At 36.1% G+C, this 18,141-nt stretch carries 17 protein-coding genes; 5 read left to right on the top strand and 12 right to left on the bottom strand.

The annotated features are described in order from the left end of the window. Nucleotides 1-71 precede the first annotated feature (71 nt). Both ACWNMY_RS19210 and rnjA read left to right on the top strand, forming a co-directional pair. Complete coding sequence (locus ACWNMY_RS19210; protein WP_449539856.1) at nucleotides 72-281, top strand: DNA-dependent RNA polymerase subunit epsilon; 210 nt, start codon at nucleotides 72-74, stop codon at nucleotides 279-281. Between the two features lie 6 nt (nucleotides 282-287). Next, complete coding sequence (gene rnjA / locus ACWNMY_RS19205) at nucleotides 288-1,955, top strand: ribonuclease J1 (RefSeq protein WP_449539855.1); 1,668 nt, start codon at nucleotides 288-290, stop codon at nucleotides 1,953-1,955. 81 nt (nucleotides 1,956-2,036) lie between these two features. Here the strand turns inward: rnjA and ACWNMY_RS19200 are convergent, their stop codons facing one another. From ACWNMY_RS19200 to ACWNMY_RS19160, 9 genes are all read right to left on the bottom strand, one after another. After that, nucleotides 2,037-2,702 carry a potassium channel family protein gene (locus ACWNMY_RS19200; protein ID WP_449539854.1) on the bottom strand — a complete coding sequence of 222 codons (666 nt, stop codon included), beginning with the start codon at nucleotides 2,700-2,702 and terminating at the stop codon, nucleotides 2,037-2,039. Between the two features lie 139 nt (nucleotides 2,703-2,841). Beyond that, on the bottom strand, nucleotides 2,842-4,662 hold the full coding sequence (locus tag ACWNMY_RS19195; protein ID WP_449539853.1) for an ABC transporter ATP-binding protein: 1,821 nt from the start codon (nucleotides 4,660-4,662) through the stop codon (nucleotides 2,842-2,844). Between the two features lie 9 nt (nucleotides 4,663-4,671). After that, on the bottom strand, nucleotides 4,672-6,426 hold the full coding sequence (locus ACWNMY_RS19190; protein WP_449539852.1) for an ABC transporter ATP-binding protein: 1,755 nt from the start codon (nucleotides 6,424-6,426) through the stop codon (nucleotides 4,672-4,674). Between the two features lie 347 nt (nucleotides 6,427-6,773). Next, nucleotides 6,774-7,022 carry a YkuS family protein gene (locus ACWNMY_RS19185; protein WP_449539851.1) on the bottom strand — a complete coding sequence of 83 codons (249 nt, stop codon included), beginning with the start codon at nucleotides 7,020-7,022 and terminating at the stop codon, nucleotides 6,774-6,776. A gap of 94 nt (nucleotides 7,023-7,116) precedes the next feature. Next, on the bottom strand, nucleotides 7,117-8,247 hold the full coding sequence (locus ACWNMY_RS19180) for an N-acetyldiaminopimelate deacetylase (protein WP_449539850.1): 1,131 nt from the start codon (nucleotides 8,245-8,247) through the stop codon (nucleotides 7,117-7,119). Between the two features lie 72 nt (nucleotides 8,248-8,319). Then, nucleotides 8,320-9,030, bottom strand: coding sequence for a 2,3,4,5-tetrahydropyridine-2,6-dicarboxylate N-acetyltransferase (dapD, locus tag ACWNMY_RS19175; protein WP_449539849.1), 711 nt, complete (start codon nucleotides 9,028-9,030; stop codon nucleotides 8,320-8,322). A gap of 112 nt (nucleotides 9,031-9,142) precedes the next feature. Beyond that, nucleotides 9,143-10,027 carry a LysR family transcriptional regulator gene (locus ACWNMY_RS19170; RefSeq protein WP_449539848.1) on the bottom strand — a complete coding sequence of 295 codons (885 nt, stop codon included), beginning with the start codon at nucleotides 10,025-10,027 and terminating at the stop codon, nucleotides 9,143-9,145. A 121-nt stretch (nucleotides 10,028-10,148) separates the two neighbouring features. Next, nucleotides 10,149-10,592 carry a cyclic-di-AMP-binding protein CbpB gene (gene cbpB, locus ACWNMY_RS19165; protein ID WP_449539847.1) on the bottom strand — a complete coding sequence of 148 codons (444 nt, stop codon included), beginning with the start codon at nucleotides 10,590-10,592 and terminating at the stop codon, nucleotides 10,149-10,151. Nucleotides 10,593-10,765: 173 nt separating this feature from the next. Then, entirely contained in the window at nucleotides 10,766-11,002 is a 237-nt protein-coding gene (locus tag ACWNMY_RS19160) for a YkuJ family protein (protein WP_449539846.1), read from the bottom strand. Between the two features lie 194 nt (nucleotides 11,003-11,196). Between ACWNMY_RS19160 and ACWNMY_RS19155 the strand changes: the two genes are divergently transcribed. Next, the gene (locus tag ACWNMY_RS19155) at nucleotides 11,197-12,156 is read left to right on the top strand and encodes an MBL fold metallo-hydrolase (RefSeq protein WP_449539845.1); all 960 of its coding nucleotides are present in this window, start codon (nucleotides 11,197-11,199) and stop codon (nucleotides 12,154-12,156) included. A 43-nt stretch (nucleotides 12,157-12,199) separates the two neighbouring features. On the opposite strand, the gene ACWNMY_RS19150 is transcribed toward ACWNMY_RS19155, so the two are convergent. Next, a complete protein-coding gene (locus ACWNMY_RS19150) occupies nucleotides 12,200-12,856 on the bottom strand; it encodes a DUF3993 domain-containing protein (RefSeq protein ID WP_449539844.1) in 657 nt (218 codons plus the stop codon). A gap of 594 nt (nucleotides 12,857-13,450) precedes the next feature. Here ACWNMY_RS19150 and ACWNMY_RS19145 point away from each other — a divergent pair. Beyond that, on the top strand, nucleotides 13,451-14,314 hold the full coding sequence (locus ACWNMY_RS19145) for a metallophosphoesterase (protein ID WP_449539843.1): 864 nt from the start codon (nucleotides 13,451-13,453) through the stop codon (nucleotides 14,312-14,314). Nucleotides 14,315-14,516: 202 nt separating this feature from the next. On the opposite strand, the gene ACWNMY_RS19140 is transcribed toward ACWNMY_RS19145, so the two are convergent. Continuing rightward, entirely contained in the window at nucleotides 14,517-16,244 is a 1,728-nt protein-coding gene (locus ACWNMY_RS19140; protein WP_449539842.1) for a putative bifunctional diguanylate cyclase/phosphodiesterase, read from the bottom strand. A gap of 168 nt (nucleotides 16,245-16,412) precedes the next feature. Between ACWNMY_RS19140 and ACWNMY_RS19135 the strand changes: the two genes are divergently transcribed. Next, entirely contained in the window at nucleotides 16,413-16,880 is a 468-nt protein-coding gene (locus tag ACWNMY_RS19135) for a YkyB family protein (RefSeq protein ID WP_449539841.1), read from the top strand. 484 nt (nucleotides 16,881-17,364) lie between these two features. Here ACWNMY_RS19135 and ACWNMY_RS19130 read toward each other — a convergent pair whose 3' ends face one another. Beyond that, nucleotides 17,365-18,015, bottom strand: coding sequence for a glycoside hydrolase domain-containing protein (locus ACWNMY_RS19130; RefSeq protein WP_449539840.1), 651 nt, complete (start codon nucleotides 18,013-18,015; stop codon nucleotides 17,365-17,367). Between the last annotated feature and the right edge of the window lie 126 nt (nucleotides 18,016-18,141).

Genomic DNA, 18,141 nt, shown 5'->3' with positions numbered 1-18,141 from the left:
AAAAACATGTTATATTTTTATATAATAGAAAAAGTTACTCTAACTTTCGGAAATTAAGGAGAGATTTGGCAATGATTTTTAAAGTATACTATCAAGAAAATGCCCATGAAGTTCCAGTAAGAGAAAATACAAAAACCGTTTATATTGAAGCAGAATCTCAAGTTGAGGTCCGTAGAAAATTAAAGGAACGGAAAATTAATATTGAATTTATTCAAAAGGTTGAAGGGCCTTATCTTGAATATGAAAAACTAAATGAAGATTATAATGTATTGGAGATTTGATGAATTATGAAATTTGTAAAGAATGATCAAACAGCTGTTTTCGCCTTAGGTGGACTCGGGGAAATTGGTAAGAACACTTATGGCGTGCAGTTTCAGGATGAAATCATCCTGATTGATGCTGGAATTAAATTTCCAGAGGACGAGCTGTTAGGGATCGATTATGTTATTCCTGATTACAGCTATCTTGTAAAGAACGTAGACAAAATTAAGGGGTTATTTATTACTCATGGTCATGAGGATCATATCGGTGGAATCCCTTATTTACTCCGTGAAATAAACGTACCTATCTATGGAGGTAAACTTGCCTTAGGATTGATACGAAATAAACTAGAAGAACATGGATTACTACGTCAAGCAAAGCTTATTGAGATAAAAGAAGATGATGTAATAAAATTCCGAAAAACATCGGTTACTTTTTTCCGAACAACACATAGTATTCCAGATTCCTATGGGATTGTTGTAAAAACCCCTCCTGGACAAGTCGTACATACAGGTGATTTCAAATTTGATTTTACTCCTGTTGGTGAGCCAGCAAACCTTCAAAAGATGGCGGAAATCGGAAGAGATGGTGTTCTCTGTTTATTATCTGATAGTACAAACAGTGAAATACCTCATTTTACAATGTCAGAGAGACGTGTCGGCGAAAGTATCCAAGATATATTCCGTACGGTAGATGGGCGCATAATATTTGCTACTTTTGCATCAAATATCCATCGTCTACAACAGGTGGTTGAGGCAGCTGTAAAATATGACCGAAAGATTGCTGTATTCGGAAGAAGTATGGAATCAGCAATTAATATTGGCTATGATCTCGGTTATATTAAATGTCCAAAAGATACATTTGTTGATGCAAACCAAATCAATAGAATCCCTGCTAACCAAGTCGTGATTCTTTGTACAGGTAGTCAAGGAGAACCAATGGCAGCTCTATCAAGAATTGCAAACGGAACTCACCGACAAATTCAGATTATTCCTGGGGATACAGTGGTATTTTCATCTTCTCCAATTCCAGGTAATACACTGAGCGTTAGTCGAACAATCAATATGCTATACCGTGCCGGAGCAGAAGTTATATCCGGACCTCTTAGTGACATCCATACATCTGGACATGGCGGACAGGAAGAACAAAAATTAATGCTTCGCTTAATGCAACCTAAGTATTTTATGCCAATTCATGGTGAATATCGCATGCAAAAAATGCATGCAAAATCCGCTGTTGATTGCGGTGTTCTAGAAGAAAACTGTTTTATTATGGATAATGGCGAAGTTCTCGCTCTAAGTGAAAATGAGGCTTCTGTAGCAGGCAAAATACCTTCTGGAAATGTATATATTGATGGTAGCGGTATTGGTGATATTGGAAATATTGTGTTAAGAGACCGTCGTATTCTTTCGGAAGAAGGACTTGTAATTGTAGTGGTAAGCATTAATATGAAGGACTTTAAAATTGCAGCAGGTCCAGATTTAATCTCTCGTGGGTTCGTATATATGCGTGAATCTGGTGATTTAATCAATGATGCACAAAGTCTAATTACAAAGCACCTAAGTAAAGTAATGGAAAGAAGAACAACTCAATGGTCCGAGATTAAAAATGAAATCACAGATACACTTGCACCATTCCTTTATGAAAAAACAAAACGCCGTCCTATGATTTTACCAATTATCATGGAGGTTTAAATTATCAAACCACCACTGAGGATCTTACCTCAGTGGTTTTTGCTTATCTTTGAAAAAAAAACGCCTCATATCCGAGACGTTTTACTCCTCTATCAAGTTTTTCTCAAAACGGCTAATGTCCGTATCCGCTCCAATAATAATTAATATATCTCCCTTATGTATCTGCTCTGTTGCCTGTGGCGATACAATGATTTCTTTTCCTCTTTTCATCGCAACAATTGTGACACCATATTTTGCACGTACATCTAATTCAATTAACGATCTACCATCAATCCTTGAGCTTGCTACAATTTCAATAATACTATGTTCATCTGAGAGCTCTAAATAATCCAGCACATTATTAGATATAATGTTATGAGCAATTCGTTTCCCCATATCTCGTTCTGGGTGGACAATTCGATCTGCTCCGATCTTACTTAAGATTTTCTCATGGTAATCATTCTGAGCTTTTACCCAGATTTGTTTAACCCCTAATTCCTTAAGGATAATGGTTGTTAAAATACTGGCCTTCAAGTTATCTCCTATTGCGACAATAACAAGGTCAAAATTTCGTATGCCTAGACTCTTAAGTACTGATTCATCTGTGGAATCACCAACAACTGCATGAGATGCAATTGTAGAAAATTCATTTACTTTATCTTCATCTAAGTCCATCGCCATTACTTCCATGCCCTCATCACTTAATGCACGACAAATACTACCACCGAAACGACCAAGACCAATTACTGCAAATTCTTTTTTATTCACTACTATTCCCCCATCAATTTGATGATAACTTTGATTTTAACATAAGTTTTATCTAATGTGTAATCACCTTTGCTATCCCACAAATATTAGTAAAAACAAAAAAAGAAAGAACTAGTAGTATAGTTCTTTCTTAGCTTATCTACATTGCTTCTAACATTTTAAATTGAGCTTTTACTAAGCCGAAATATTCGCCCTGCTGTTTCATTAATTCATCATGATTTCCATGCTCGATAATCTCACCGTGATCTAATACGAAAATATTATCTGATTCACGAATGGTTGATAGTCTGTGAGCAATGATAATAGCTGTTCTTCCTTTTAGTAGTTTCTTTAAAGCTTGTTGAATCTTCACTTCTGTTTCCGTATCAATACTCGCTGTTGCTTCATCTAAAATTAATATTTTCGGATCAGCTAACAAAGCACGAGCAAAGGAAAGGAGTTGTCTTTCACCAACTGATAAAATATTCCCTCTCTCCTCGACTTCTGTATCATATCCGTTTACGAGTTTTTCGATAAAGTTATGGGCACCTACTGCCTTTGCAGCTTCCATTACTTCTTCATCCGACGCATCAGGACGTCCAAAACGTATATTATCTTTAATGGTGCCAGAGAAGATAAAGGTATCCTGCAGAACAACACTTATTTGAGAGCGGACACTTTGAAGTGATAATTCTTTAATATTGATCCCGTCAATTTTCACTGCACCACTTGTTGCGTCATAGAAGCGGCTTATTAAATTCGCTATCGTCGTCTTTCCGGAACCGGTATGACCCACAAGTGCAATGGTTTGCCCAGCATCAATAGTTAAGGAAATACCCTTTAGAGCCTTCCGAGTCTCGTCATAAGCAAATTCAACCTTATCAAATTCAATTTTTCCCTTCATCTCAGTTATTTGAATTGGATTTTCTGTTTCACCAACGATTGGTTTCTCATCTATAAATTCGAAAATACGTTCAGATGAAGCCATCCCAACTAATAGTTGATTATAGACTTGACCCAATCTCGAAATAGGCTCCCAAAACATTCCTAAATAGAAAGCAAAAGAAACAAATACACCAATTGTTAAACCATCCGCCTGGATAAGGGTTGCTCCAAACCATATTAGAATGGCGGTCCCTACCGCATTTGTCATTTCAACAAATGGACGAAACATAGCATTCTTTTGGCTAGCATCTCTCCAGCTTTCAAAATTTTCATTGTTCACACCGTCAAAAAACTCAATATTTTCTTTTTCCTGTGTAAATGACTGAGTAACACGAATCCCCTGAATACTTTCATTTAGATGTGAGTTAAGCATAGACTGTTTGATACGAACCGTTTGCCATGACCTCCGGATTTTTCTTCGTAGCTTTGTTGTGATTAATACCATAAGTGGCAAAATAATCAAAATCGCTAACGTTAACTCTGGGCTTAACGCAAAGAGAATAAAGATGACACCAAATAACAAAACAAAATCCATTAATAGATTGATAACCCCATTCGTAAATAACTCTTGTAGAGAATTTACATCATTTAATATACGGACTAAAATGGAACCTGCTGAACGCTTATCAAAAAAGCGATGAGAAAGACCTTGCACATGTGTAAAGAGGTGCTTTCGTAGATCATAAATGATGTTTTGCCCCAGCATATTCGTCCATTTTATTCTAAAAATATTTGCAACGTAGTTCACTGCATAAAGACTAGCAATGGTTGCTACTAAAATGATTAAAAAATCCGTATCTTTATTTGCAATTGCATGGTCAATTGCATATTTCCCAATTAATATTGGAGCTATTAATCGAACTGCTGTCGTAAGTAAAACCATCAAAATTGCTAATGGTAATAGACTTTTAGAATAAGGCTTCATATATCCTAATAGACGCGCCATTTGTTTCCAGTTAAATGGTTTTTCAATTGCTTGGTCTGTTGAATAATGGAACCGATGTTTCACATCTTGTTTTTCTTTTTCCGTTGACATATGACTCACCTACCCTACTTGTGACTGAAGGACTACTTTTTGGTCTTTGTATTGGATATCATAAATTCGTTGATAAGGTCCTTCATTTTTCAATAACACTTCATGTTTCCCACGTTCAACAACTAATCCGTTTTCTAATACTAGAATTTCATCAGCATGTTTTAGAGAAGAAATTCGGTGGGCAATGATAAATGTTGTACGCCCCTTCATCACTTCTTTTAACGCCTTTTGGATTTCAAATTCTGTTTCCATATCGACGGCACTAGTCGCATCATCTAAGATTAAGATACTTGGGTCTATGCAAATAGATCGTGCAATGGCAATTCTTTGCTTCTGACCTCCAGATAGTCCCATACCACGTTCTCCAAGCATCGTATCGTAACCATTTGGCAGTTCCATGATAAAATCATGTGCTTGAGCTCGCTTCGCAGCATCAATTATTTCTTCCATGGAAGCGTCGGGTCTACCGTACGCAATATTCGCACGTATGGACGACGAGAATAGGAAGGATTCTTGCATAACAAAGCCAATATTGCTTCGTAACGTTTGAATCGAATAATCAGTAACATCTCTACCATCTAAAAGCACTTGACCTTTTGCTGGCTCATAAAATCTCGTCATAAGTTGAGTAATACTTGTTTTCCCCGAGCCTGTCGCTCCAATAAGACCGATTATTTTCCCTGGTTCTGCTGTAAAAGTGATCGATTGGAGGGCAGCCTCATCTTCTTCTGTATATTTCAGTGTGACGTCTTTAAATTCTACATGACCTCGTAATCTTTCATTTGCAAGAACATCTTTTCGGTCAACAATCTTTTCATCTGCCTCAAGAATTTCTAATAACCGTTCCCCTGAAGCTTTTGCTTGAGAAAACATATTGATAATAAACCCTAGATTCATAATAGGGTTCAGTAAGTACCAAACCAAACTAAAAAAGGCAACGAGTTCCCCATGTGAAACCGAACCTTCAATTACTAAATATCCCCCATAAGAAAGGAGTGCTACTACACATACATTTCCGATAAACTCCATCAACGGAAAGAATTTTGCCCAAATCGTTGAAGTTGCTAAGGAAACGTCGCGATACCCCTCGTTTGAACGATTAAACTTATTAATTTGAAACTCCTCACGTGAAAGTGACTTCACAGTGTTAATTCCACTTATATTTTCTTGAACATTCGTATTTAACCGCCCAAAGTTTTTACGTACTTTACGAAATGCGGGATGTACGCGTTTGTCAAAGCGATAAACAACTATCCCTAGAAAAGGCAAAGCCATAATAGTGACTAATGTAAGTGGAATTGAGTATGAAAACATTACAATTAAACTAAAGATAATTAAAAGTGTAAACCTAAGTAACTCCGCAAATCCGAAGGAAAGGAAGAACCGGAACCCCTCTACATCTGCTGTAAGTCGGGACATGAGATCTCCTGTTTTCGCATTGTCATAATAGCTAAAAGAGAGGCGTTGTAGCTTTTCATATAACGCATTCCGCATTTTATAAACAGCTGTAATTCCGAAAAAGTCTCCTAAATATTGATTAAAATATGTAGCCACCCCTTTTATAACCATTATGGCAACAAATCCCAATGCAAGGTAAGGAACAAGCTGATAATTTCCTGCTCGAATTACTTCATCAATCGTTACTTGGAGTACAATTGGGTAGACAACTGTAATTCCAGTAACAAAAAGCATTGCAAATAGTGACCAGTAAAAAAACTTTCGATGTGGCCAATAAAACTCCTTTAATTTCTTAAAGGTCTCCATTATAAATCCCCCCTTGGTGTTTCAAAAAACCAATTAAAAAATTCGCAACACGTAACTAATAATATATCGGTTTTCGAAATAAATTACTAGTGTATTATCTGAAAATGTTAAATTTTTTATAAAATAGAATAAGGACTAAAAAAGGCCGAATCAACAGACTCGGCCAGTTATAGTAGCGTAGAATGCGCGTTTTGCCCTCAAATTATAATGTTTTATGACCTCAAGGGGCTACATGCTAAAACTCAGATGTCAGTACACTTATCCCAAAATCTCAAGAATTTTATAAATTTCTTACCCATGGAAAAGACTAGGTATTTTTACCTAGTCTAATTTCGCTTTATACTTATTTAAGCTCTTCCTAAACGACTTTCTACTTCTTGACATACCTGTTCAGCAGATAATCCGTTTGCCTCAATAACAGATCCTTGAGTTACAGTATTTGCAATTCCCATAACATTTGAGTCTAAACCTGTAACAACGCAACAGTCACAGTTTTGTGCATCGCTTTCTTGACGAAGCTGAACAACGTCATACCCTTTTTCTTGAAGAGCTTGTTGAACATTTGTTAAGGAACCTTCAATTCCAATTTTTGCCATTAATCATCCACCTCCTCATATATGTAATTTGTCACAATCAGACTTTGATTATTCTACACATATTCCGAGATTGGATTCATCGATTAAGCAAAAACTAGTAGGAATCGATATTATGCAAGTATTTTGTTACAAGATCAATTGCAATGGGTATGGCATTTTCATTTGGAGTAAGTTTCGCATGGTGTAGACCATGTTCAGAATCAACACCCAACCAGAACATAAACCCAGGAATATCACGGAGCATATATCCAAAATCCTCTCCAGTCATTGCTTCCTTGCATTCGATCACTCTTACATTTGTTTGTTCGCTTGCAAATTTCATAAACTCTCTTGTTAATTCATGATGATTGTATACTTGGTGATACATGGCACCATAATCTATCGTAACTTCACATTGGTACCCGACTTCCACTCCATGTACCAATGCTTCAATTCTTTCTTTTACCTTTTTCATGGACTCAACAGATAGGGTTCGAATGGTACCTTCTAACCTTGCTCTTTCTGAAATGATATTCTGAACAGTACCACCGGTAATTTTCCCGATTGTGATGACTGCACTATCCAATGGATCAACATTGCGCGAAACAATGGTTTGTAGCTGTGACACTAAGGTGCATGCAGCTATTACCATATCGTTTGTTTGGTGAGGATATGCCGCATGCCCACCCTTCCCTTTTAGATCAATAAATAATTCGGAAGTATTGGCAAAGAGTAGTCCTTCCCTTGTTGCTATCGTCCCTACTGGATGTTCTGGTGCGACATGTAAGCCAACTATCATATCTGGTTTCCATTGCTTCATGATCTCACTTTCCAACATTGGTAATGCACCACCTGGGCCCTCTTCAGCCGGTTGGAAGATGAACAAAACATCATCATTTATTGGATTTGAAACAACATTTGTCAAAATTCCTAGTGCTATACTCATATGAAAATCATGTCCACAAGCATGCATTGCTCCTGGATGCTCTGATTGAAAATCATAGTTTGTTTCTTCATCAATTGGTAATCCATCAATATCCGCTCGATAGCCAATCATTTTATTCGGAGAATCGCCTTGTACTTTTACAAAAATACCCGTCTTCCATGTTTTCACTTCGATTCTTTCAGCCGGCAACGATTGTATATAATCAAGTAAGTATTGTTGTGTCTTTGTTTCTTGAAAACCTAGTTCAGGAATTTTATGAAGATCTCTTCTTATTTTTATATATGGGCTTACATTCGTCATTTTCATCTTCTCTCCCGCTATAGTTTAGGCGTGGATGATCACATCCACGCCTTAGTTTTTTACATATATTTTTTATAACTGGCGAAGTTCTTGTTTGATTTCTGTCTTGGACTTTGTTTTTTCATCAATTTGTTTAATGACACGAGCAGGTGTTCCAGCTACAACTGTATATGGAGGAACATCTTCAATAACAATTGCTCCTGCAGCAACTACTGCACCTTTACCAACAGTCACACCTTCTAGAACAACTGCATTTGCACCAATAAGAACATCGTCTTCAAGTACAACTGGTTTTGCAGAAGGTGGCTCAATTACACCAGCTAACACGGCGCCAGCACCAACATGACAGTTCTTACCTACTGTAGCTCTTCCACCTAATACTGCATTCATATCAATCATTGTACCTTCACCAATAACAGCTCCAATATTGATAGAAGCTCCCATCATAATAACCGCATTATCACCAATTTCAACCTGGTCACGGATGATTGCTCCAGGCTCGATCCGAGCTTTAATACCTTTTGTATCTAATAATGGTATTGCGGAGTTTCGACGATCATTTTCTACAACATAGTCTTCAATCTTACTCTTATTTTCTTCAAGAGTAGCTTTGATTTCAGACCACTCTCCAAAAACAACCCCAGTATTTCCAGTAATAAAAACTTTTGAAGTATCACCGAATGTTAATCCTTCTAATTTACCCTTTACGTAAACCTTTACAGGTGTAGATTTCACACTGTTCTGAATAAAAGAAATAATCTCATTTGCATCCATTTGTTTCATATGTAATTCCTCCTCAATACCAACTGTATGTCATTTATTTAATGTAACAAACAATTTATTTGGTGACAAGAAAAAAAATCTAATGAAGTTTTTAGTACATAATTTGAATTAATTAATCTTCCGACCATGAATCCATGTTTTCCTTTATTAAGGATACAAATGCTTGTACCTGTTTTAGCTCAAATGCGTAATCGTAGCCAACTAACCATGTGTCACGTTTCATAGGTTCATTATTCTCATTAAGTAACGGTATTTTATAGATATTTGTTTCCTCATCATTTAACGTTACTGATGGTAAAATTGCATAACCTATTCCGTTTAAGGTCATTTGTTTACATGTTTCGATTTGGTCGACTACAATTGTACGTCGAGGTGTTGACTGAAACGTACGGTGCCACCATTCCTGTATCTCTTGATAATAGGTAGAATCACTTTTAAATTGAATAAATGGTCTGTCTGTTTCCCAAACCTGTTCTATTTTTTGAATTTCTTTATCTACTAAATACATCGTATCCGTCAACAGATGATGTTTTGCACCTTTCCAGTCTGGTTTACCCCGAATTATACCTATATGTACAGTATCGTCATAAAGATTCTTTAGAATTTCACTACTCCATCCTGTAATTAAAGAAATCTTGGCATGAGGATACTTATTTACATATTTTTTTAACACCTTTGGCAGCCAGTTTTGGCCAATAATAGATGCACATGCAATTTTTAATGTTCCATGGACCTCCTGATTAAGCCCTTGGAGCTGCTCCCTTATTTTTTCTTCCTTTTCAACTACCTCTTTTGCAAAATCAATAATTTTTTCTCCAGCCGGAGTCGGAGTAAGTCCTTTTTGTGATCGTATAAAAATTTTGGTGTCCCAGGACTTTTCAATCGTTTGCAGACGTTGAGATAGTGCAGGCTGAGTGACAAATAACCGTTCAGACGCCTTTCTCATATTTAATTCTGATGATAATACAACTAATAATTGAAACTCTGAAAATTGCACGTATTTTCCTCCTGATCTCAGGTATAAGTTTTACTTATATTATATGTTATTACATTTACATTTTCATTATTAACAAAGGAAGACCCTCCAACAAAAATGTAGAGGGTCTGTTTGTATGACGTTACCTATTTTGGCTTTTCACTTGTTTATTTACTTGCTTTAAAATTGCACGACGGGTAAATATCCCTTCAAATACTAATTCATCATTTTCGACACATACGAAAGGATTATCGATCACTAGGTCTAGGCCCTTCCCTACATTGTCATTCAAATTTAACCTAGGGATCTCCCTATTCATTACCTCTTCAACCTTCATTTTTTCTAAGCGTTCAAACTCTATACGTTCTAATCCCAGAATTGCGTCAAGAATATGAGTTGAGCTGATTAAACCGTGTAGCTTATAGGTGGGATCCAATACAGGAACAGCCGTATAGCCTGTTTTTGTGAGAACAAGAAGGGCGTGTTCCAAGCTATTGCCAATTTGTACATGAGCTACCTTATCTGCAGGTATTAATAAATTTTGTATTGTTGTTTCAAAAATGTTTTCACTTTGAAGACTAAACATGAAAGCCTCACAACCTCACATCTTAGTTATTTTCATATATTACCAGGTTCCATTTTTTATACTCCTCCTTTATTTTAACATAATTTTCAAGGGATAACTTGTATTATTTGGTTTGAATTTCATTAGGGTAAAATTCACAAAAAGAAAAAGGCTCGGCGTTGTGCCGAACCTTTTTAGCTAATTAAATCAAAAATTTCAATTGCAATCATATCAATATTATCAAATTGGTATGTTTTTGGTTTTTCCCCTTGCTGATATACCTCAAGTTCAAACGTGCTAGTTTTGCTAAAATACTTCACGCTACATCTTCTTTCACCATTAACTTCGAAAAAACGTTGAGGTGGCTCTCCACCATTTGCATTTTCTTGAAGACTTATAAGACGGGAAATAATTCCTTGTAACTGCGACATATGTAGCCTCTCCTTTCGTATGTATGAAGCTTTCTTCTTTTAGGATTAAGCAATATTAGCTCTTCTATCCATGATATTGACCATTTTTCAACCGAATAATATTTTCAGAATATTTTAATCAACATCTTTACACAACTACTATGTAACAATACAATAAAATTAGCCTTGAAACAATAAAAATTAAGGAGAAGAACATGAAAAATCCTATTCAACTTACTGAACGTATTTTTCTAATCGATGCTCATGATCTAGGAAGACTCAATCGAACAGGCGTTTATATACTAAAAGAGGAAAAAATAACGATTATCGAAACGAGTGCTAGTCCCTCTATCCCCTATATCTTGGAAGGACTAAAAACGCTAAAAATCGATCCATTCGATGTAGAGTATATTATTGTGACCCATATTCATTTAGACCATGCTGGTGGTGTGGGCTTATTATTGCAATACTGTCCGAATGCAAAGGTTGTCGTTCATCCAAAAGGTGCAAGACATTTAGCTGATCCGACTCGCTTGATTGCTGGAGCAAAGGCTGTATATGGGGATACATTTGATTCTTTATTTGATCCGATAGTACCGATTTCTGAGGATAGATTAATTGTGAAGGAAGATAAGTCCCAACTAGAAATTAGTTCCAATTGTTCACTCGTATTTTATGATACGCCAGGGCATGCCAATCATCACTTTAGTATCTATGATCCTGTTAGTAATGGTATTTTTACAGGTGACACAATTGGTGTCTATTATTATGAACTTTTACAGGATCAAATTGACCTATATTTACCATCGACATCTCCTAATCAATTTCGTCCTGACGCAATGCTAGCATCAGCAAATTTGATTAAGGATCTAAACGTATCTGCTATTTATTTCGGTCATTTTGGAATGTCAACAAATGTGGATGAGGTTTTCAACCAACTTTCCTATTGGTTGCCTATCTATGTTAATGCGGGGCATGAAGCTTTTCAAAATTATCTGTCAGCAACACCGATGGAGCAAAAAGATCATGTAAAAGAAAACTTGTTACAGGCTATTTACACTTATTTAGACAAGCGTAATGTCCCTAGAGACCATGAGGTGTATGAAATTATTCAAATGGATGTTGATGTATGTGCAATGGGTATAGTCGACTTACTAATGAAAAACCCAAAATAGGTATCTCTATTTAGAGATTTCCTGTTTTGGGTTTTTTACTGAGTTAAAATATTCCATGGAAATAACCAGCATACAAAGGTGTTCGACTCTCCATTTCAAGTAAAGAATAAATTGTCATCTTAAACGGATTCCATGTATGAAATGATGTTAATTTAGTCTCAATAGCCTCTTCCACGTCTTCTTTCTTTTCTACGCTCTCTTGTATAATCGGAGGCTCATCCTGCATTGACAGTTCAGTAATTAGCCAATCCTCATTTCTCTTTTCAATCGTAATCACTTCATAATGATCATCATACGAAACAGGTCCTGATTCTGGTGTTTTAAATAATTCGTATACAAAGATTTTTTCCTTTTCCTTGTCATACATCACTTTCGTTTCTTCCGTATAGGAAAAGAACGGAATAAAATAAAGAGCAAAATCAGATCCATACACAATATATCCTTCTTCTTCTTTCATTAGATTTTCTTCTAAAAAGGATGAACTGTATTGCTCATCAAAGTATGGAGAAAGAATTTGTTGCACAGCTTCATACGTACGAAACTCAAATGTTAAGGAAGACTGCGCTTGAAAAGCCTCCTGAAGAAGGGTAAACACTTGGTCATTTGATAGAGGCTGCTTAGATGAAGCGTTAACTGGTTGGGTAATCACTAGTCCGAATAAACATAATACAACCATGAATAGTGCGATTCGCTTACTCAAAATACCACCCTTTCCTCATAATAAAATCCGCCTTGAAATAATTACGAACAGACTTTCTCACAAATATGCTTACATTCCTCTAAAGGTTAGTGAAGGTTAACATTGTATCGGATTCAAATGTAATTTATTATTCACCTTCATACATCATACGTAAATAGAGTATGAGTTCGATTGAATAAGAGTTACGTCTTTTACAAGTACCCTCATTTTAACAAGTTCAGGACAAGCAGTGGGCACGAATCGTTCGTTAAATAACTGCACAATCTGACACCTTTTTGGGAATACAATCAAAATATTCAAACTATAAGCGTGGAAAAGATAGAATTTTGGCATAAAAAAAGACCACCCGTGTGGTTTTCCTTTCTATGACACCTACTTTTGCAGCTACGAATGCATAACATCAGCTCCTCAACCAACTTTTTGTTTCTATCTATCCAATTCTTTGCTATACAGACTAGAATTCTTTTTTTCTTTCCTATTACAACTGTAATACATATTTAAAAATCACTAGCATACTAATGTGCTATAATAACCACTATGTGAAAAAGAAGGAACCATAAAGTAAAAGTAAAAAATGATAGGTTGGCGTTGAGGATGTCTAAAAAATATACAAGACGAAAATTTTTAAAACGTGCATTTATTACTACTTCTACAGCTGTTCTTGCATCCTCTTTAGGATATTGGTATGCAAGATACTTCGAGCCCAAACAAGTAGAAATCACTACACATACTATAAAAAACCCTATCATTCCAAAGGAATTTCACAATCTCAAAATTGTACAATTTAGCGATACCCATATCGGCCATTATTTTACATTGGAACAACTTACGAGGATCGTCGATAAAATTAATGAACAAAAACCAGATATCATTTTCTTCACTGGGGACTTAATGGATGAGCCAAATAAATATGCAGCTGCTAATCACTTGATTCCATTACTCACTCGATTAAAAGCACCACTCGGGAAATTTGCCATTTACGGAAACCACGATCACGGAGGCTATGGTTCTGAAATCTATAAAAACATAATGAACCAGGCCGAATTTACACTATTATTAAATAGCTCAAAAGAAGTAGTACGGAATGATTCCAAAATAACAATCGTTGGATTAGACGATGTCATGCTTGGAAGGCCTGATTTCGAACAAGCCTTTCAGGATGTGGAATCTTCAACATTCACCATCTTGCTGGCACATGAGCCTGATATTGCCGAAAGAGCTGCTGAGGTTGGTGCACACGTTCAATTATCTGGTCATAGTCATGGTGGGCAAATTCAGCTACCATTTGTTGGACCACTCATTACTCCACCCCTAGGCAGCATCTATTATGAGGGTGACCATATGATCGGGATTAACCAAATGTTTTTGTATGTGAATAGAGGATTAGGAACGACAAGGCTTCCACTCCGATTTTTAGCAAAGCCTGAAATCTCTATCTTTACGCTTGTATCGAATTAGATTATTTGAGGTAATGGTTAAATTACCATTTAGTAGATTAGTCACATAATATTTTTTATTGGTTTAAGTAAAATGTATTGTTAAAAAGCTTGGTGATCTACCAAGCTTTTTTGATATTGTTGATTACACTTTGTTATTTAGCTAAAAGAAGCTTAATTATTATCTAAACTACTTCAGCAAAGTATGTTTGTTTTCTTTTTACCTAGTTTTTTTGTAAATAGTGCTCCACCATTTCCTGTTCAGGTATCGGTTTGCTGAAGAAATAGCCCTGTGCTTTATGGCATCCCATAAGCTTGAAAAATTCTACCTGTTTTTCCTCTTCTACTCCTTCAGCAATTACTGAAAGTCCGAGGCTATGTGCCAAATGAATAATTGTTGTTGTAATTGCAGCATCTTTTTCATCTGTTAGCACTTCTCTTACAAAGGACTGATCAATCTTCAATGTATCGATTGGTAGTTGCTTGATATAACTTAAGGAAGAGTAACCAGTTCCAAAATCATCGACAGAAAGCCGTACACCTATCTTCTTTAATTGTGTGAGAGTTCTTAAGGTATTCTTTGGATCTTGCATAGCTCCTTCTGTTAGCTCAAACTCAAGACTACTTGGATATATTTGATTTTTTTTAATATTGTCTTGGATTAACTCTACTAATCCAGGTTGCTTAAATTGTTTAGGAGATAGATTAATACTTACTGAGACTGTACCATAACCCGCTAACTTCCATTCTTTAATTTTCTGGCAAACGGTATTAATAATCCATTCTCCGATAGATAGAATAAGGCCAGTGTCTTCTGCAAGCGGAATAAACTCAGCTGGCGATACAAATCCAAGTGTGGGATGTTTCCATCTTAGTAACGCCTCGAAACTTGTTACTTTATTTGTTGCGAGATCTAACTGTGGTTGGTAATAGATTTCGAGCTCATTTTTCTCGATTGCCTTTCTTAGCCCAGTCTCCAATTGCATCAAATGGGACATTTGTTGTTGTAAGTCAGAATGATAAAACTGATAAAGTGATCTACCTAATTCCTTGGCACGATACAGGGCTGTATCCGCATTTTTAATAAGTGTATCTCCGTCTTCGCCATCTGATGGAAATAGACTTATACCTATGCTAGCCGAGATAAAGAACTCCTTTCGTTGCAATACGAAAGAATTTTCAAATGCATGGATTACCTTTTCAGCAAATTGTACAGTTGATTCTCTAGATGTATCGTTTAGGATGACAATAAACTCGTCACCACCCTGGCGAAAAACTTTATAGTTCTTTTGATCAATTGATGTTAATCGTTTCGCAACCTCTTGTAATAAATGATCCCCTGCAACATGACCCATTGAATCATTAAAAAATTTAAAGCGATCAAGATCAATAAACATTAAGGACAGCTTTTTATGATTCGTTTGTGCGTCCTCGACAGCTTTGTCTAATTCTTTTTTTAATGAACTTCGATTTGGCAATCCCGTGAGTTGGTCATGATAGGCCATGAAGGTAATCATTTCTTCATCAGCGACACGCTTAGAAATATCCCGTGTAACACTTACGATGAACTGAATGTTTTCATTTTCGTCAAATATTGGGGTTAAAATTGACTCACCATGAACAACCTGTTGGTCTGATAGAATGACAACGTCTTGAAATGATACTACTTCCCTTTTTTCCAAGACAGATGTATATTGTTCATGTAAGTGATTAGCCGTATCAATCGGTAAAACCTCATGAAGTGTCTTGCCAATACTTGAACTCGTTAATTTGGCGTGTCCCCTTGCTTCCTCATTTAAGAATACATATGAAAATGTACCATCATTTACCCTCATCACATAAATTAAATCTTTTATATGCTTAAGAATGATTTCAAAAATAATTGTTTCTATTTTGTCGCCAAAATGGCTGTATTGTTCGCCCGTTAAAATTATATTATTCATTCGATTCATGAGACCATTCCCTATTAAAAGTAATAACTATTCTTTCTACATATATCGACAAAATCCTGTATTTCTTTATCATTATTTTTTCGTAATAGAGATTTGGCTTAATCTTTACAGGAATTTGCAATAAAACCAGTAATACCAGTATAATAAAAGATAGAAAGGAGAGAAAGTATGAAAAAACAGGTAAATCCAGTTCCACTTGAGCCAAATGTGGACAACCTTGCTCGAGCCATCTTCGTAGTCAACCGACACGCCAAAACAGCAACCAACCCAAAATTTTTATACTTACTAAAACGTAAAGCATTAGAAAAGCTACTTTCTGAAGGAAAGGCAAAAAAAGAAGGACTTCATTTTTCTCGAAATCCAAAAAACAGTCAACAACAATCTGATGTATTAATTTCAGCCGGAGATTATTATTTTCACATGCCTCCTACAAAAGATGACTTCTCTCGCCTACCACATCTTGGAAAGTTAAATCAGACTTATCGCAACCCTAAAACCCAACTATCTCTTACACTTGCAAAAAGCCTACTACAGCAATATGTAGGGATTGAAGAAAAGAATGAACATACGCATAATCCAAATAAAAAAACATACCAAAAACCAGTCTTCAAAAAATTAGGAGAAAGCTATCGGTAATTTTTTTCCCATAAATAGGATTAAACCAGGTACAAGCTACCTGGTTTTTTGTATGATAATTGTTCTTAGATTAAATGTGATCTGCCCTATATCGTAAAATGCTAGTCAAATTAAGATTGCCTTCATACGAGGTTGGGAATAGGTGTAACTACAATGAACGACGCTAAGTATAGTTATGTTTATGCTATCGTAACGTTATTGAACAGTTGTACCTGATAAAAGGTAAGCATGTTCGAAAATAACAAGAGTAGTAATCATTATCACTTTGCGCATTGTTTCTAAACGAAAAGAACGTTATTGCATGTGTAACTTCAATTTGCGGATGCTTTTACTTATAGTAGGTCACTAAAAGCATGTGTATAATCCAATAAATAGTAAAAAAAACCAGAAGGCACTGAAAATTGTAAGTATTATCCACTTATGCATGCGTAATTACGATTCTCGCAGTCATCATTATAAACAGTCTGAGTCATGCTCTTTTATTCTAAAATAAAAAATTCATTGCCCGCTGATCAGCCAAATTTGTATCGATTGGGCATTGGTCTGCATCTCTTCCATATTGCCAAACCCACGTATTTGCTTTACATTTCGGGGACGCTGGCTTAAAGGCCGGAGCATGTCGCTCCCTTGTTACCCCTGTTTGAGGTTCAGCGCTCCATAAAATTGCTTGTACGCCAATTTGGCTATTATTCCGAACTGCTTCACAATACGCCGCAGCAAACGCACCTTCAACAGGATCATGATATATTCCTGGACGAAATCCTGACGGATAAATGGATTCCACCCAACCGCGAATCCATGCTTCATCAACTGCAAAAAAACGCTCCACATTTGCAAACAATGCTACATTATTGGGAATTGCTAGCCTTCTTGCATTAAAAACTGCATTTCTTGCGGCAATTTGCCCTTTCTCATAACCGACTGCATCTGAAAAAACATTATATATGGGTAAGATCTTAATTCCCCGATTCCTCAAAAACGAAATTTCTTCCCTAGTTAAACCTGCAGATACATTTGGTACCTCGCTAAGATATCTTCCCCAGAACTTAGGATTCCCAAAATTTTGTTTCACGCAAGAATATAGTTCTTCATCAACCGACGCCGCCGAATCTACACCCCAAACATACCTAGGCATATTTCTCAACCCCTTTTCATAATCTAACCTGTTTATATGTATATGAGGAGATAGTCTGTCTAAATCAATCTAATTCATAGATGTATAATCGATAATAATTTCTGTTTAAATAACAAAAAAAAGGGC

This window comes from Ferdinandcohnia sp. Marseille-Q9671, assembly GCF_976954385.1.
Note: the sequence above shows the minus strand (reverse complement) of the source record. Positions and strands in the feature narration are given on the sequence as shown.

Bases quoted from the DNA above. Each gene is read 5' to 3' on its own strand.
- cbpB (WP_449539847.1), bottom strand. From the start codon at position 10,592: ATGTTTAGTCTTCAAAGTGAAAACATTTTTGAAACAACAATACAAAAT.
- ACWNMY_RS19185 (WP_449539851.1), bottom strand. From the start codon at position 7,022: ATGGCAAAAATTGGAATTGAAGGTTCCTTAACAAATGTTCAACAAGCT.
- ACWNMY_RS19130 (WP_449539840.1), bottom strand. From the start codon at position 18,015: ATGCCTAGGTATGTTTGGGGTGTAGATTCGGCGGCGTCGGTTGATGAA.
- ACWNMY_RS19140 (WP_449539842.1), bottom strand. From the start codon at position 16,244: ATGAATCGAATGAATAATATAATTTTAACGGGCGAACAATACAGCCAT.
- ACWNMY_RS19190 (WP_449539852.1), bottom strand. From the start codon at position 6,426: ATGGAGACCTTTAAGAAATTAAAGGAGTTTTATTGGCCACATCGAAAG.
- ACWNMY_RS19160 (WP_449539846.1), bottom strand. From the start codon at position 11,002: ATGTCGCAGTTACAAGGAATTATTTCCCGTCTTATAAGTCTTCAAGAA.
- ACWNMY_RS19180 (WP_449539850.1), bottom strand. From the start codon at position 8,247: ATGACGAATGTAAGCCCATATATAAAAATAAGAAGAGATCTTCATAAA.
- ACWNMY_RS19135 (WP_449539841.1), top strand. From the start codon at position 16,413: ATGAAAAAACAGGTAAATCCAGTTCCACTTGAGCCAAATGTGGACAAC.
- ACWNMY_RS19195 (WP_449539853.1), bottom strand. From the start codon at position 4,662: ATGTCAACGGAAAAAGAAAAACAAGATGTGAAACATCGGTTCCATTAT.
- rnjA (WP_449539855.1), top strand. From the start codon at position 288: ATGAAATTTGTAAAGAATGATCAAACAGCTGTTTTCGCCTTAGGTGGA.
- dapD (WP_449539849.1), bottom strand. From the start codon at position 9,030: ATGAAACAAATGGATGCAAATGAGATTATTTCTTTTATTCAGAACAGT.
- ACWNMY_RS19155 (WP_449539845.1), top strand. From the start codon at position 11,197: ATGAAAAATCCTATTCAACTTACTGAACGTATTTTTCTAATCGATGCT.
- ACWNMY_RS19210 (WP_449539856.1), top strand. From the start codon at position 72: ATGATTTTTAAAGTATACTATCAAGAAAATGCCCATGAAGTTCCAGTA.
- ACWNMY_RS19145 (WP_449539843.1), top strand. From the start codon at position 13,451: ATGTCTAAAAAATATACAAGACGAAAATTTTTAAAACGTGCATTTATT.